Here is a 14,476-nt window from a genome sequence, read left to right on the forward strand (position 1 = left end):
AAAGGTGCGTGAGCGGGGATTACGAGGCGTGGTGCGTGACGCGCCCCGCGTGCATCGCGGTGAAGGCGGGGGCACCGGTGAACCATCCGCTCTCGGGGCTGTCCAGGCAGGCGCCCCAGTGGACGCCCGCGTCCTGCCGGCCCAGGTGGCGGAAGGTTCCGGCGTGGAACAGCAGCGGCTCCAGGTCGGTGATGTCGGCCTCGACCACCTCGCCGATGACGATCAGGTGGTCCCCGCCGTCGTAGGTGCGCCAGGGGCGGCACGAGATCGTGGCGGCCGCTCCCGTGAGCACGGGGCCCAGCGGCCCGTCGGACCACTGCGGTTCCGGCTCCACCGGCCGGCCGGCGAAGTGCCAGGCGGTGTCGGTCTGGTCGGCCGCCAGAATGTTGACCGCGAAGGGCGCGTCCTTCAGATAGAGGCACGCCTTGGACTGGCGGGTGAGGGTCACCTGGCACAGGGCCGGTTCCAGGGAGACGGCCGTGAACGCGTTGACCGTGGCGCCGTGGCGTCCGCCGTCGGAGGTGGCGCAGGTGACGACCGTGACACCGGTGGCGAAGCGGCCGAAGGCGTTCCTGAGGTGGCGCTGGTTCATGTGGCCCGCCCCGGAGAGCCTGCGGACGCGAGGTGCTCGCCCGTCCGGCATCCACTGCCGGATGTCCGGCCCCGGCCGGGCCCCGACGGGGCCGTCCCGTCGGGTGTCGTGTGCACCGAGTGGAGTCCGGCGAAGCCCGTGCCGACGATCATCGCGCCGGACGCTCTTTCGGGTGCCTTCACCGGGCGGCTCGTCCTCGTGGGTGACATTGCCCCGCTCCTGACTGTCGGAGGTGTGGCACGCGGACCGATACCGTGCCCGCCACAGCACCGGCCCGCGTCGTGGTGACAGAACTCTGGACACGGGCGCGGCCGTGGTCTCGGGTGAGATGACCCCCTTGGGTACCCCCTCCACCCACGTGGGTACCCCGCACGTCGAACCTGTGATCGGATTGAGTCGCCGACGATATGGGCTCCGGGCATGGGCCTATGGATCAAGGCGCTGACCGGGGAAAACGACTCTCTCTTCGTGTGCGAGTTCTTGGCACGACGTGTCCTTCGGCATAGCGTCGGCGGAAGCGGAACGGGCGAGGCGAGGACATCGAGGACCATGTACGACGACAGTGGACGCGGTTGTCTGGTCGGCTCCGGCGGCCTCACCAGCTTTGTGGGGCGTCGGCAGGAGATCGCCGACGTACGCAGGAGCCTGTCGACCTCCCGGTTGGTCACGCTCACGGGCCCCGGCGGCATCGGCAAGACACGGCTCGCCCTGGTGGTCGCGGACCGGGTCCGCAGAGCGTTCCGGGACGGTACTCAGGTCGTCCAGCTGGCCAGCCTCGACGACGTCCGGGAGGTGGCCTCCGCGTTCACCTCGGCTCTCACCGTCCTGGACCAGTCGAACCGGTCCGCGACCCAGCAACTGGTCGATCATCTGGGAGCCCAGCAGGTGCTGCTGGTCGTGGACAACTGCGAGCACGTGCTGACCGCCACCGCCGAGCTGCTGGCCGAACTCCTCGAAGCGGCACCGGGCCTGCGCATCCTTGCCACCAGCCGCGAACCGCTCGGCATCGCGGGCGAGCTGGTCACGGTGATCCCGCCCCTGTCGGTGCCCACGGCCGAGCAGTTGCACGACGCCGCGAGCGTCGATCACAGCGAAGCCGTTCAGCTGCTGGTCGACCGGGCGCGGAGCGTCGCCCCCGACTTCGCCGTCACCGATACCAACCGCCCCGCTGTCCAACAGCTGTGCGAACGGCTCGACGGGATGCCACTCGCCATCGAACTCGCCGCCATCCGGCTGCGCACATTGTCCGTCGGTCAGGTCGTCGAGCGCCTGGACCGCCGATTCGAACTGCTCACCGGCGGCAGCCGGGTGGCACGCCCGCGACAGCAGACCCTGCGCGCGCTGATCGACTGGAGTCACGAACTGTGCTCCGCCGACGAACGCCTGCTGTGGGCACGGATGTCGGTCTTCCCGGGCGGATGCGATCTGAAGGCGGTCGAGGAGGTCTGCGCCTTCGGCGACCTCGCCTCCGAGCGCATCGTCGACGTCCTCGACCGGCTCGTCGCCAAGTCGATCGTGATAGCCGAGCACACGGGTGAACAGGTCCGCTACCGACAGCTGATGACCGTGCGCGAATACGGCGCCGAGCGGCTCGACGGGCTCGGGGAACCGCCGGTGCTGCGTCGCCGGATGCGCGATCACTACCTGCGCCGGGCCCGCTCCATGGTGGAGCGCTGGTGCGGGCCCGGGCAGCACGAGATGCTCGCCACCATGCGGCGCGACCACGCCAACCTGCTCGCGGCTCTGGAATGGTCCCTCACCACGCCCGACGAGCGACCCGCGGGCGGCCGGCTCGCGTCCTTCCTGTGCTACCACTGGATCGCCGGCGGCTCGCTCAGCGAGGGAAGACGATGGCTGGACCGCATCCTCGGCGTGCTCGACGGTGACACCGTCGAGCGGGGCTCGGTGCTGTGGGTGGCGGCCTGGGCGACGCTTCTGCAGGGCGACCGTGAGGCCGCCGCCGTCCGTCTGACGGAACTGGAGCACGTGGCGGAGGTACTGGACGATCCCGAGCTGGCCGCGCACGCCGCGAACTGGCGGGCCCTCCACCATCTCTTCAGCGGCAGTCTGCCCACGGCGATCGGCCTGTACCACCGGGCCGTGGAGGGCCACCGCGCGCTCGGCAACACCGGCGCGGTGCTCACCGCGCAGTTCCAGCTGGCCATGGCACGGAACTTCCAGGAGCCCGCGGGCAACGCCCTGGAGACCTGCCGGGAGGTGCTCGCCGTGAGCGCCCGGCACGGAGAACGCTGGAATCACGCCTACGCCCTGTGGATCAGCGGCCTGCAGCACTGGCGCGCGGGCGACATGCCCGCGGCCAAGCAGGCCGCGACGGCGGCCCTGGAGATCCAGCGCGACTTCACGGACGGCGTCTGCACGGCCCTGGTACTGGAGCTGATGTCCTGGATCGCCATGTCCAATCGGCACGCGGACAACGCGGCCATGCTGGGAGCCGCCGCCGGAGCGGTGTGGCAGCGGCTCGGTACCTCCATCGACGCGTTCGGACCCCACATCACCGCGGAATCCCGCCGTATGGCCCGACAGGTCGTCGAAACGCTGGGCACGGAACGGGTGGAGAAGGTCACCCGGCGGCTGGCCCATCTGACCAAGGCCGAGGCGATCGAACTCGCACTGGAGATCGCCGCAGCCGTCAAGCCCACGGCCGCGACGCGTGTCGCCCGGAGCTGCCCCCTCACGGACCGGGAACTGGAGGTGGCGCGTCTGATCGCCACGGGACTGAGCAATCGTGCCATCGCCGAGAACCTGGTGATCTCGCACCGCACCGTGGACGGCCACGTCGAGCGCATCCTGGGCAAGCTGGGCTTCACCTCCCGCACCCAAGTCGCCTCCTGGACCGCGTCGCTGGACGAATCCGGTGGCGAGGCCCGTCCCCATCGGGCTCCAGCGCACTGACGTGGGGGAGCACGTCGGCCCCATCGAGCCCGCCACCGCCGCGACGAACACGGCACTGCCGTAGTGCCGGCTTCGACACCCTGATCGTCCGGCCGTCCGAGCGCGGCGACCCCCTCTACCGACGCTCCGGTTACCAGCCCCTGGAAATACTGCTGGAACTCGCGGTCGACACCTGAAGAGGTTCCCCCGAGACACGCCCGAGTCCCGGACCGGGCGCGGGGTGCCGACGCGGATTCGTCGGCCCCCGCCTCACCGGGACCACCGTGACGGTGAATGGCGGCTTCACCCACGCACGGTTGGTCATCGCCATTACCATGACCACCCGAATGGCTGTCTCGCCGACCACAGGGCGTTGGACAGAAGGACTGGACGGGAGTCTGTCGTGACCACCGCACTGATCATCGGCGACATTCAGCAGGGCATCACGAGCAGCTACCCGTTCGCCAGGCGTGTCGTGCCGCCGCTCACCGAACTGCTGCCGCGCGCCCGCGCGGCCGGTGCCCTCGTTGTGTTCGTGCACTTCGCCTTCCGGGGCAACGGGACGGACCTGCCGCCGGACAACGCACTCTTCAGGACGTTCTACGAAGCCGGGGACGCCTTTCATGAGGGATCGGCCGGAACGGAGATCGCTCTGCCGGTCGCCGACGAGGACGTCGTCGTGATGAAGCGCCGCGCCAGCGCGTTCGCCGGCACGGATCTCGACCTGGTGCTCCGCGCGAACGGTGTCGGCACCGTCGCGATCGCCGGAGTCGCGACCAGCGCGATGGTGGCCGCGACGTGCTACGACGCGGCGGACCGTGGCTACGAGGTGACCGTGCTGCGTGACGGTTGCGCCGACGGCGATGCGGCGATGCACGACTTCTTCATGGATGCCGTCTTCCCCAGCCGGGGGTTCGAGGTCATGCCCTGCGCCGGTTGGCGTGGGGAAGAGAATTGATCCCGACTCGCACGGTGATCACGGCAGACTCGGATCAGCTGCTGAGAGAGTCCTGGTTTCCGGCGGCCTGGCCGGACCGTGATGTCCGCGTCCCGCCCCCGACGAGGCTCGCGGACAGGTGAGCGGCGAGAGCGGTCTGCAGTGCTCGGGGGGCCTCGACGGCCAGGTGCCCGCAGTCGATGATCTTCAGGGCGGCCCGCGGGATGCCCTCGGCGAGTTCCTCGGCGTGGTCCGGGGGAGTGGCCGTGTCGTGCGAACCGCCGACCACGAGGGTGGGCGCGGTGATCCGCCCCAGGGCGGGGCGCAGATCCGACGTGGCGAGGGCGTCGCAGCAGGCCGCGTACCCCGCCGGGTCGGCTTCGGCGAGGTTGTCGAGCAGCCTGCGGCCGAAAGGGGTGCCTGCGCTGTCCGCGGTGGCGAACCAGCGGTCCGGGATGGTCGGAAGAAGAGGGGCGGTGCCCTCCTGCCGGACGAGTTCCGCCCGCCGGCGCCAGGTCTCGGGCGCCCCGAAGCGCGCGGAGGAGCAGACGGCGGCCAGGGAGGCGACCCGCTGCGGGTGGAAGGCCGCGAGATGGGTCCCGATGGCTCCGCCCAGGGAGATGCCCGCGTAGTGAAAGCCGGCCCAGCCATGGTGGTCCGCGAGGTTGAGCACCAGGGACGCCAGATCGTCGACCGTGGTACGACCCGGTGCGGGATCGCGCAGCAGCGCGGTGGGTGAGCCGCCGTGTCCGGGCAGGTCGAAACGCAGCACCCGGAAACGGCGGGTCAAGGAGGGCAGTTGGGGTTCCCAGATCGCCTTGGAGGTGCCCAGGGACGGGCCGAGGATCAGGGGTGGTGCGTCGGCCGCGCCGACCAGGTGGTGGTGCAGCAGATGGGGCATGGACACCGTGCCTCCTTGGGCGGGGTCAGCGTTCGAGGACGAGGGCCAGTCCCTGGCCCACGCCGATGCAGAGGGTGGCCACACCGATCCCGCTGCCCTTGCGGGCGAGTTGGTGGGCGACGGTGCCGGCGAGACGGGCGCCGGACGCTCCCAGCGGGTGGCCGAGAGCGATCGCCCCGCCCTGGGGGTTGAGGACGGCAGGGTCGAACTCGGGCCATTCGGCGAGGCAGCCGAGGACTTGCGCGGCGAACGCCTCGTTCAGTTCGAGTACGTCCAGGTCGGCGAAGGACCGGCCGGCCCTGGCGAGTGCCCGGTTCACCGCTTCGACAGGCGCGAGTCCGAAGTACTGCGGGTCGACGGCGGACACCCCGGTGGTACGGATGCGGGCGAGCGGCTCCCGGCCGGTGGCCCGCAGACCTTCCTCGTCGGTGAGAAGCACCGCGGCGGCGCCGTCGTTGAGCGGGGAGGCGTTGCCCGCGGTCACCGTGCCGTTCTCGGTACGGAAGGACGGCTTCAGCTTCGCCATCGCCTCCAGTGAGGTGTCCGGGCGGACGGACTCGTCGGCGGTGAAGGCGATCGCCCCGCCCTTGGGCCGCGGGAGGGCCACCGGTGCGAGTTCGGCGTCGAAGCGTCCCTCGGCCTGGGCCCTGGCGGCCTTCCCGTGGCTGTGCAGGGCGAACTCGTCCTGTTGCTCGCGGCTGATCCGGTGTTTCTCGGCGATGAGCTCGGCGGACTCGCCCAGCGGGATGGTCCACTCCGGGTTCATCGCGGGGTTGACCATGCGCCAGCCGAGGGTGGTGGAGTACAGCTCGGCGTGGCCGGCCGGAAAGGGCCTGTCGCTCTTGGGCAGCACATACGGCGCGCGGGTCATCGACTCCACGCCGCCGGCCACGACGATGGAGGCGTCGCCGACGGCGACGGCACGGGCGGCCTGGACGACTGCTTCGAGGCCGGAGGCGCACAGCCGGTTGACCGTCACCCCGGGCACGGTGGTGGGCAGACCCGCCAGCAGGACGGCCATGCGGGCGACGTTGCGGTTCTCCTCGCCCGCCCCGTTGGCATTGCCGAAGTAGACGTCCTCGATGCGGGTCGGGTCCAGCTCGCTCGTTCGGGCGAGGAGTTCGCGGATCGTGTGGGCGGCCAGGTCGTCCGGGCGTACGTCGGCGAGGGCGCCGTTGTAGCGGCCGATCGGGGTGCGTACCGCGTCGACGAGGTAGACGTCTCTCATGACGGAGTTCCTTCGGGGATGCGGAGCTCGGCGTCCGTCCGGTCGCTGATCTCCGCGGTGGTGATGCCGGGTGCGGTTTCCACCAGGACCAGGCCGTCGTCGGTGACGTCGAGGACACCCAGATCGGTGATGATCCGGTTCACACACGCCTTGCCGGTCAGCGGCAGCGCGCACTCGGGCACGATCTTCGCCGAGCCGTCCTTCGCGGTGTGGGTCATCACCACGACGACCCGCCGGGCCCCGTGGACGAGGTCCATGGCACCGCCGATTCCGGTCACCAACCTGCCCGGAACGGCCCAGTTGGCCAGGTCCCCCTTCTCGGAGACCTGCATGGCGCCCAGTACGGCGACATCGATGTGCCCGCCGCGGATCATGCCGAAGGACAGGGCGGAGTCGAAGAAGGACGCGCCCGGCAGTACGGTCACCGTCTCCTTTCCGGCGTTGATCAGGTCCGGATCGACCTGGTCCTCGGTGGGGTAGGGGCCGGTGCCCAGGATTCCGTTCTCCGATTCGAGGACGACCTCGACTCCCGGCGGCAGGTGGTTGGGAATGAGGGTGGGCAAGCCGATGCCGAGGTTGACGTACTGCCCGTCCTCCAGCTCACGTGCCGCACGGGCGGCCATTTCCTGACGCGTCCAGGCCATCAGTTGCTCACCGTCCGCTGCTCGATCCTCTTGTCCGCGGCCTGCTGCGGGGTGAGCGCCACCACCCGCTGCACGAAGATGCCCGGCAGGTGAACCGCGCCCGGCTCGATGTCACCGGGCTCCACCAGTTCTTCCACCTCGGCGATGGTGACCCTGCCGGCCATGGCGGCGAGCGGGTTGAAGTTGCGGGACGACTTGTTGAACACGAGGTTGCCGTGCCGGTCGCCCCGGGCCGCGCGGACCAGGGCGTAGTCGGTGCGGATGCCGCGCTCCAGCACGTACTCCGCGCCGTCGAACTCGCGCACCTCCTTCGGGGGCGAGGCCAGTGCCACCCCGCCGGAGCCGTCGTAGCGCCAGGGCAGCCCCCCGTCGGCGACCTGGGTGCCCACCCCGGCCGGGGTGTAGAAGGCGGGGATCCCGGTGCCCCCGGCGCGCAGGCGCTCGGCGAGGGTGCCCTGCGGGATCAGCTCCACCTCCAGTTCCCCGGCCAGGTACTGGCGCGCGAACTCCTTGTTGGCGCCGATGTAGGAGCCCGTCACCCGGGCGATCCGGCCGGCTGCCAGCAGTACCGCGAGGCCGGAATCCATCGCCCCGCAGTTGTTGGAGACCACGCTCAGACCACTGACGCCCCGCTCGTACAGCGCCTGGATCAGTACGTTCGGCACACCGCTCAGCCCGAACCCCCCGACGGCGAGGGACGCGCCGTCCGGCACATCGGCCGTCGCTTCCACGGCGCCGGCGACCACCTTGTCCATCACGCCACGACCTCGTCCGCGGCCAGGTCGGACGGGTGCTGGGCCAGGGGTGTGACCTCGATCGTCATGTAGGGGAAGAGGGGCAGGCCCCACAGGATGCGGTGCAGCGCCTCGTTGTCGGCTACATCGAAGACACTGATGTTGGCGTATTGCCCGACACAGCGCCAGATGTGCATCCATTCCCCCGACTTCTGCAGTTCCCGGCAGTACGCCTTCTCGCGTGCCACCAGGTCCCCGCGGACCTCGGGGTCGAGGTCACGCGGGATGTCGACGTCCATGCGTACGGCGAAGAGCACGGTCGATCACGCCTTGTCGAGAGCGAAGTCGTAGGTGACCTCGTGACCCGTGCCGTCGGCGACCGGGGTGGGGTCGAGGATCAGTTCGGGCTTGACGGCGGAGGCGATGTCGTCGGTGACGTACTCGCCGCCTCGGAAGTAGAGCTGGGTGGTGATGAGCCGGTGGCCGGGCGCGGAGACCTTGAGGTGCAGGTGGGCCGGGCGCCAGGGGTGCCAGCCCGCCGCCTGGATGAGGCTGCCGCAGGCGCCGTCGGTGGGGATCTGGTACGGCGCGGGCTGAATCGTGTGGATCTTGAAGTGGCCCGTCTCGTCGGCGATCACGGTTCCCCGCAGGTTCCACTCGGGCAGGTTCGGCGCGAACTGGGAGTAGTAGCCCTCGTCGTCCGCCTGCCAGATCTCCACCTTGGCCGCCGGCAGCGGGGTTCCGTCCACGCCGGTGACCTGGCCCTGGAAGAGCAGCGCGGTCCCCGCCTCGTCCTCCCGCATCGGCAGGGCCGCCTCGGCGGGCAGCGCGGGCGCGTCGGGCACGTAGTAGGGGCCCTCGATGGTGCCCTTGGTCCCCTCGCGGTTCTCGTTGGCGACCTCCTCGACGACGTGCTCGACCCACACGTCCAGGAAGAGCGGCCACTCGCCGTCCTCGCCGACCCGGATGAGCCACGCCTTGAGGGCGTCGTACTCGGCGTAGGTCAACCCGTGGCGGCGGATGATGTCGTGGGCGGAGGTCAGGAGTTCGGTGACCAGGGCGTCGACGCGGCCGGTGTCGGCGGCGGCCGCTTCCTGGCGCTGCTTGTTGCGGAACTGCTCGGTGGCGGCGGCTCCGGAGGCGGCGGCGGTCGCCTGCTCGGTGATGATGTCGGTCATGATCGTCCCGTCTTCTGAGAGTGGGTCAGCGGTCCTGGCGGTAGCGCGCCAGCTTGTCGGGGTCGATGTCGATGCCGAGGCCGGCGCCCTCGCGCACGCGCAGGGTGCCGTCCTCGATGGTCAGCGGCTCGGTGAGGAGGTCGTCCGTCATGTCGAGGAAGTTGGACAGTTCGCCGGCGTGGCGTGAGCCGGAGCGGTGGGCGGCGCCGAAGGCGACCGAGCACAACGTGCCGATCTGGCTGTCGACCTGGTTGCCCATCACCACCTCGACTCCCAGTCCCTCGCACTCGTGCAGGACGCGTTGGGAGGCGGTGAAGCCGGTGCGGGCGGTCTTGATGCTGATGGCGGTGGCGGAGCCGCCGAGGAGTTCGCGGGTCACCTCGCCGGTGCGGGTGGCGCTCTCGTCGGCGATGAAGAGCACCGGGCTCTGTGCGACCAGCCAGCGGCGGCCCAGCACGTCGTCGGCGGGGCAGAGTTCCTCCGCGAAGGTCAGCCCGAGGTCGGCCATCTCGTGCAGGGCGCGGGCCGACTCGGACACCGTCCAGCCGCGGTTGCCGTCGATGTAGAGCTCGACGTCCGGGCCGAGCGCCTCGCGCAGGGCGCGGACGGCGGCGACGTCGTCGCGGTACGGGCGGCGCCCGACCTTCACCTTGAACGTGGTGATGCCGTGGGTCGACCGGATGCGTTCGGCCTCGGCGATCATCTGCCGGGCCGGTGCGAAGCCGACCATGTGGCTGACCCGCATGCGGTCGGTGTAGCCGCCGAGCAGTCCGGAGACCGGCAGGCCGGCGGCACGGCCGAGGATGTCCCACAGCGCCATGTCGATGGCGGCCTTGGCGGTCGGGTTGCCGACGGTCCGGTCGAGGCGCTCGTGCACCGCCTCCCGTTCCAGTGCCGTCAGCCCGAGGATCTGCGGCGTGAAGATCTTCTCGATCACCGCGATGATCGATTCCTGCGTCTCGCCGTAGGTGTACGGCCGTGGTGGTGCCTCGGCGGTGCCGACCAGCCCCTCGTCGGTGTGCACACGGACCAGGACGTGGTCGGCGGTGTGCACCTCGCCGCTCGCGAACCTCAGCGGCTTCGCGTAGGGAATGGCGAAGGGGATTGCCTCCACCTGGACGATCTTCATGCCGGTCCTTCGAGAAACATGTCGTTCTGCTCCAGCACCTCGAGGAGGTTGCGCAGCAGAGGGGATTCGTCGTCCTCGCGCCAGGCCAGGGACAGGGGGATGGAGAGGGCGTCCTCGATGTCCTTGCACAGCACGCCCTCGCGGGGTGCGGAGCGGATCGAGTCGGGCAGGACGGCGATGCCGAGCCCGGCGGCGACCAGCGCCAGTGCGGCCGAGGTCTCGGTGACCTCGTAGGCGCGGTGCGGGTAGAACCCGGTGGCCAGGCAGCTGCGGACGACGGCGTCGTCGACGACGGAGCCGAGCGTGGCGCCGTACATGACGAAGTCCTCGTGCCGGAGCTGTTCGACCCGGACGGTATCCGCCCCGGCCAGCGGGTGGCGTTCGGGAACGGCGACGACCAGGGCCTCGGCGGCCAGGGAGCGATGGGTGATGCCCTCCTGGCGGACCGGTGGCCTGAGGACGCCGATGTCGAGGCGGCGCTCGATCAGCCCGGCCTCCTGAGCGGGCGTGAGCATCTCGGTGTGCACCTCCAATATCACTTGAGGCATCTCGCGCTTCACCAGCCGTGCGAGAGCGGGCAGTTGTCGGTACGAAGCGGAGCCGGTCAGGCCGATCCGCAACACCCCCTCCGCCCCCGAGGCGAAGCGCCCCACCCGTGCGACCGCCTCGTCGACGGCCTTGAGGATGCGCTCCGCGTCGGTACGGAAGACCTCGCCGGCTCCTGTCAGGGAGACCTGCCGGGTCGTCCGGCGCAGCAGTTCCACTCCCAGTTCCCCCTCCAGGCGGCGGATCGCCTGGGAGAGCGGAGGCTGGGCCATGTGCAGCTGTTCCGCGGCTTTGCCGAAATGACGTGTCTCGGCGACGGCCACGAAATAACGGAGGTGCCTGAGCTCCATCGGGCAGCCCCTTTCTTGTTGCCGGGGCCCTCGAATACGCCTCAGCGTAGGAGTGACTCCCATACGACACAAATACCTGATTACAGGCTATTGAGACGCACGGAATATCAATAGCCCCTGGGGTGGTCCGGGGCGGAGAGAGGCGCCCGCCCCGTTCGTCATGGGGCGGCGCGCTCGGTGCCGCCCGGCGCGAGGCGGCGAAGGGCGGTGAACCGGGCCGCACCGGGGCGCTCGCGCGGCACCCCCGTCGTGCGGATCCCTCGTGCACCGTCCGCGACGGCCTTACGACCTCGCCCACGATTGTCAGCGGCGTCGCAGCGTCCGGGACCTCCGCCTCCGGCGTTGTCGTCAGTCGCCGACGCCCCGCGTCGACTCCCTCCTCCGCCTTGCAATCGAAGCCGCATGAGGACGCTCCCTGATCCACTCCCTATCGCTCCCCAGGTCGTTAGATTGGGAGGATGCACGAGGGCGTGGTCACCCTGTTCCTCGGCGGGGACGTGATGCTCGGCCGGGGCGTCGATCAGATCCTTCCGCACCCCGGTGATCCGGCGTTGCGGGAGCCGTACGTCCACGACGCCCGGATCTACGTCGAGCTGGCCGAGGCGGCGAACGGGCCGATTCCCCGGCCGGTCGACTTCCGTCGGCCGTGGGGCGAGGCGCTGGCGGTCCTGGACCGCGCGGCCCCCGACGTGCGGGTGGTCAATCTGGAGACCGCCGTCACCGGCGACGGGGACTTCGCGCCCGGCAAGGACGTCCACTACCGGATGAGCCCGGCCAACCTGCCCTGCCTGGCCGCGGCCCACCCGGATGTCTGCGCGCTGGCCAACAACCATGTGCTCGACTTCGGCCCGCGCGGTCTTGATGAGACGCTCGACGCCCTGGCGGAGGCGGGGCTGCGGACGGCGGGCGCGGGCCGGGACGCGGTGCGAGCGGGACGGCCGGCGATCGTGCCCCTGCGCGCCGGCGGGCGGGTGCTGGTCTTCTCCTTCGGGATGCCGTCCAGCGGGATCCCCGTGGAGTGGGCCGCCACCGGGCAGCGGGCCGGCGTCGACGTCGTCGCGGAGCCCTCGGTGTCCGCCGCGGCCGCGTTCGCCGATCGTCTGCGGCAGGTCCGGCGACCGGGGGACATCACAGTCGCCTCGGTCCACTGGGGCCCCAACTGGGGCTACGGCGTCTCCCGCTCCGAGGTCCGCTTCGCCCACGCACTCCTCGACGCGGGCGTGGACGTCGTGCACGGCCATTCCTCGCACCACCCCCGACCGCTGGAGGTGTACAAGGACGGGCTCGTCCTGTACGGCTGCGGCGACCTCGTCGACGACTACGAGGGCATCGGCGGCTACGAGAGCTACCGGGACGACCTGCGGATGCTGTACCTGGCGTCGGTGGAGGCGGACACCGGCCGACTGGTCGATGTGCGGATGGTGCCCCTGCGGGCGCGCAGAATGCGTCTCGAACCCGCCTCGCCGGAGGACACCGAGTGGCTGCGCGCCGTCCTGGACAGGCACAGCCGGGCGTTCGGCACACGCGTCGACGGCGGGCCCGACGGCACACTCACACTGCGGACCCCGCGCGCCGCGCCGCGCACATGACACGGATGTGCTGCGACCCGAAGAACCACCCCCGGCGCCCGCCCCGTCGCGCAGCGACGGGAGCGGGCCCGTGGTCACCTCGCGTACTCGCTGTCCTGCTCGTCGATGCGCACGGAGTTCGGCACCATGGCCTGCGGCCGGACCACGTCCTTGAGCAGGAAGAGTGCCAGGTCCTTCGCGCTCCTGCCGCGCAGTGCCCCTCCCGCCTGCGGATCCACCGTACTGATCCGGGCCACTTCGGCCAGGAGCCGTTCGACGAGGCCGGGAATGATGTCCGGGCCGACCAGGACGTTCTGGTGGAGCAGCTCGGGGCGCTCCAGAACAGCCTTCCGAGGCCCGGTGCAGCGCTGCCTGGAATTGGTTACCTCGGCTATCTGGTCCGGAACCTGTTCGACACCGTGCGGCGTTCATCGGTTGGGCGGACCATGAAGCCAGTCAGCACCCGCTCCGACTCACCCCGCACGGCCCCGTCCTGGAGCGCCGCACCACCACCTCGCCGAACGAGCACGCGCCGCCGAGGCCCTTCGAGTGGGCACCACGACGGCGGCGCCGGCGCCGCTCCGGTCGGCTCCGCGCCGTGCCCGGCCTCACGTCCGCTTGAAGAATTCGACCTCCCCGACCGCGATGGGCCGCCCCTCGCCCTGACCGGATGCGGCCCGCAGCACGAGCCGGACGGAGACGACGTCGCTGATGCCGGTCCGCACGGTCTGCGGGCCCGGTTTGTCGGCGAGCGTCACCGCCTTCTCATGGACCTCGCCGTCCGTCGTGGTGACGATCAGATCGGCCCGAGTGGGCCTGCCCCCCTGCCGGAACTCCTGGGGTTCCTTCGACACACCGGTGTGCACCACGACGCCGACCAGTCGGAACGGCTTGTCGAAGACACAGGTCAAGGACGAGCCGAGCGCGGGCGCCCCCCAATACGTGTTGGTCACCCCGTCGATGGCCGCGGTCGCCGGATGACCGGGAGCGTGGGAGCTCGCGGTGGCCTTCGCCGGGCTGATCTCCGCCGTCCCGCCGAGCTTGTCCCGCACGTCCTCGAAGAGGTAGCGCCCGGCCGGCAGGAGCAGGAAGCCCGCGAACAGCACCCCGACGACCGCCAGCACCAGCAGGGTCCGCCGCAGCGCCCGGCCCGATCCGCCCCGCACGCGGCGGCGGAACGGCCACACCGTGCGCCACCACGGCAGTGGCTTCGGCTGCTCGCGGGCGTCCAGCGGCGCTGCGCAGCGTCGGCAGAACCGGCGTCCCGGAAGGTTCGGGGTGCCGCACGCCGGGCACGGCGGCCCCTCGGGGTCCTCCTCCGCTGCCACGGGCCTGACGACGGGGCGCCGGGCGATCGGCTCGGCCGGCCGTACCGCGACCACGGGCGCGTCCTCCTCCGCCGATGGTTCCGGCGGGACAGGGGTCGGCCGCGCCGGCCGCCGGGGCGGTTTTGGGGCCGCTGCGGGCACCGCCGGGGGCGGTACGGCGGACTCCGGCGCGCGCGACCGCGTCGGTTCCACCGGTGGTTCCGGGCGCGGGGAGGCCGGCGCCCCGGCCGCGGGGTCCGGGGCGACACCGGTCCCGGGAGAGGCCGGGGGCCGGACCGTCGACCCGGCCGTCGGCTCCTCCCGGGCGGCGGGTTCGGCCGGGTCGACGGGTTCCGCGGCGGGAGGGTTCCGCGGTGACTGGGAGGACCAGCCCAGATAGGAACCGCAGTTCCCGCAGAATTCGTCGCCCTCGCGGTTGGCCGCACCGCACGCCGGACACGAGCGCATCG

General features: G+C 71.1%; 14 protein-coding genes and 1 pseudogene. 3 read left to right on the plus strand and 12 right to left on the minus strand.

Annotation, left to right across the window (positions count from 1 at the left end; all coding sequences use genetic code 11):
* Positions 1-19 precede the first annotated feature (19 nt).
* On the minus strand, positions 20-592 hold the full coding sequence (locus ACFYY6_RS31555) for a flavin reductase family protein (RefSeq protein WP_351520038.1): 573 nt from the start codon (positions 590-592) through the stop codon (positions 20-22).
* A gap of 549 nt (positions 593-1,141) precedes the next feature.
* Here ACFYY6_RS31555 and ACFYY6_RS31560 point away from each other — a divergent pair.
* Together ACFYY6_RS31560 and ACFYY6_RS31565 are read left to right on the plus strand one after the other, a co-directional pair.
* Positions 1,142-3,505, plus strand: a complete 2,364-nt coding sequence (locus tag ACFYY6_RS31560) for a LuxR C-terminal-related transcriptional regulator (protein ID WP_351630526.1) — start codon at positions 1,142-1,144, stop codon at positions 3,503-3,505.
* Between the two features lie 382 nt (positions 3,506-3,887).
* Positions 3,888-4,442 carry an isochorismatase family cysteine hydrolase gene (locus tag ACFYY6_RS31565; RefSeq protein WP_351520034.1) on the plus strand — a complete coding sequence of 185 codons (555 nt, stop codon included), beginning with the start codon at positions 3,888-3,890 and terminating at the stop codon, positions 4,440-4,442.
* Positions 4,443-4,476: 34 nt separating this feature from the next.
* Here ACFYY6_RS31565 and ACFYY6_RS31570 read toward each other — a convergent pair whose 3' ends face one another.
* The 8 genes from ACFYY6_RS31570 to ACFYY6_RS31605 are packed head-to-tail and all read right to left on the minus strand — an operon-like array spanning position 4,477 to position 11,131.
* On the minus strand, positions 4,477-5,322 hold the full coding sequence (locus ACFYY6_RS31570) for an alpha/beta fold hydrolase (protein ID WP_351630600.1): 846 nt from the start codon (positions 5,320-5,322) through the stop codon (positions 4,477-4,479).
* A 25-nt stretch (positions 5,323-5,347) separates the two neighbouring features.
* Positions 5,348-6,550 carry a thiolase family protein gene (locus ACFYY6_RS31575; protein ID WP_351520033.1) on the minus strand — a complete coding sequence of 401 codons (1,203 nt, stop codon included), beginning with the start codon at positions 6,548-6,550 and terminating at the stop codon, positions 5,348-5,350.
* Positions 6,547-7,194 (minus strand): CoA transferase subunit B, encoded by a 648-nt coding sequence (locus tag ACFYY6_RS31580; RefSeq protein WP_351520031.1) that lies wholly within the window; start codon positions 7,192-7,194, stop codon positions 6,547-6,549. Before ACFYY6_RS31580 ends, ACFYY6_RS31575 begins: the two co-directional genes overlap by 4 nt.
* Positions 7,194-7,949, minus strand: coding sequence for a CoA transferase subunit A (locus ACFYY6_RS31585; RefSeq protein WP_351520030.1), 756 nt, complete (start codon positions 7,947-7,949; stop codon positions 7,194-7,196). Before ACFYY6_RS31585 ends, ACFYY6_RS31580 begins: the two co-directional genes overlap by 1 nt.
* Entirely contained in the window at positions 7,949-8,245 is a 297-nt protein-coding gene (gene catC, locus ACFYY6_RS31590) for a muconolactone Delta-isomerase (protein ID WP_351520028.1), read from the minus strand. Before catC ends, ACFYY6_RS31585 begins: the two co-directional genes overlap by 1 nt.
* Positions 8,246-8,251: 6 nt before the next feature.
* Complete coding sequence (catA, locus tag ACFYY6_RS31595; RefSeq protein ID WP_351520027.1) at positions 8,252-9,106, minus strand: catechol 1,2-dioxygenase; 855 nt, start codon at positions 9,104-9,106, stop codon at positions 8,252-8,254.
* A gap of 25 nt (positions 9,107-9,131) precedes the next feature.
* Positions 9,132-10,235 carry an enolase C-terminal domain-like protein gene (locus tag ACFYY6_RS31600; protein WP_351520025.1) on the minus strand — a complete coding sequence of 368 codons (1,104 nt, stop codon included), beginning with the start codon at positions 10,233-10,235 and terminating at the stop codon, positions 9,132-9,134.
* Entirely contained in the window at positions 10,232-11,131 is a 900-nt protein-coding gene (locus ACFYY6_RS31605; protein WP_389196833.1) for a LysR substrate-binding domain-containing protein, read from the minus strand. The genes ACFYY6_RS31600 and ACFYY6_RS31605 overlap by 4 nt, the downstream gene beginning before the upstream one ends.
* 458 nt (positions 11,132-11,589) lie before the next feature.
* On the opposite strand from ACFYY6_RS31605, the gene ACFYY6_RS31610 reads away from it, so the two are divergent.
* The gene (locus ACFYY6_RS31610; RefSeq protein ID WP_351520022.1) at positions 11,590-12,720 is read left to right on the plus strand and encodes a CapA family protein; all 1,131 of its coding nucleotides are present in this window, start codon (positions 11,590-11,592) and stop codon (positions 12,718-12,720) included.
* Between the two features lie 74 nt (positions 12,721-12,794).
* On the opposite strand, the gene ACFYY6_RS31615 is transcribed toward ACFYY6_RS31610, so the two are convergent.
* The 3 genes and pseudogenes from ACFYY6_RS31615 to ACFYY6_RS31625 all read right to left on the minus strand — a co-directional run.
* Complete coding sequence (locus ACFYY6_RS31615) at positions 12,795-12,956, minus strand: hypothetical protein (protein WP_351520020.1); 162 nt, start codon at positions 12,954-12,956, stop codon at positions 12,795-12,797.
* A gap of 351 nt (positions 12,957-13,307) precedes the next feature.
* Positions 13,308-14,081: an NADase-type glycan-binding domain-containing protein gene (locus tag ACFYY6_RS31620; protein WP_351520072.1), complete on the minus strand. Its 774-nt coding sequence runs from the start codon at positions 14,079-14,081 to the stop codon at positions 13,308-13,310.
* A gap of 327 nt (positions 14,082-14,408) precedes the next feature.
* Positions 14,409-14,474 (minus strand): annotated as a pseudogene (locus ACFYY6_RS31625) (zinc ribbon domain-containing protein); the annotation flags it as partial.
* Positions 14,475-14,476 lie beyond the last annotated feature (2 nt).

Origin of the sequence: Streptomyces sp. NPDC001750 (assembly GCF_042892615.1) — a bacterium.
In the GTDB taxonomy this organism is placed as follows: Bacteria; Actinomycetota; Actinomycetes; order Streptomycetales; family Streptomycetaceae; genus Streptomyces.

Bases quoted from the DNA above. Each gene is read 5' to 3' on its own strand.
- ACFYY6_RS31555 (WP_351520038.1), bottom strand. From the start codon at position 592: ATGAACCAGCGCCACCTCAGGAACGCCTTCGGCCGCTTCGCCACCGGT.
- ACFYY6_RS31560 (WP_351630526.1), top strand. From the start codon at position 1,142: ATGTACGACGACAGTGGACGCGGTTGTCTGGTCGGCTCCGGCGGCCTC.
- ACFYY6_RS31570 (WP_351630600.1), bottom strand. From the start codon at position 5,322: ATGCCCCATCTGCTGCACCACCACCTGGTCGGCGCGGCCGACGCACCA.
- ACFYY6_RS31575 (WP_351520033.1), bottom strand. From the start codon at position 6,550: ATGAGAGACGTCTACCTCGTCGACGCGGTACGCACCCCGATCGGCCGC.
- ACFYY6_RS31580 (WP_351520031.1), bottom strand. From the start codon at position 7,194: ATGGCCTGGACGCGTCAGGAAATGGCCGCCCGTGCGGCACGTGAGCTG.
- ACFYY6_RS31585 (WP_351520030.1), bottom strand. From the start codon at position 7,949: ATGGACAAGGTGGTCGCCGGCGCCGTGGAAGCGACGGCCGATGTGCCG.
- catA (WP_351520027.1), bottom strand. From the start codon at position 9,106: ATGACCGACATCATCACCGAGCAGGCGACCGCCGCCGCCTCCGGAGCC.
- ACFYY6_RS31600 (WP_351520025.1), bottom strand. From the start codon at position 10,235: ATGAAGATCGTCCAGGTGGAGGCAATCCCCTTCGCCATTCCCTACGCG.
- ACFYY6_RS31605 (WP_389196833.1), bottom strand. From the start codon at position 11,131: ATGGAGCTCAGGCACCTCCGTTATTTCGTGGCCGTCGCCGAGACACGT.
- ACFYY6_RS31610 (WP_351520022.1), top strand. From the start codon at position 11,590: ATGCACGAGGGCGTGGTCACCCTGTTCCTCGGCGGGGACGTGATGCTC.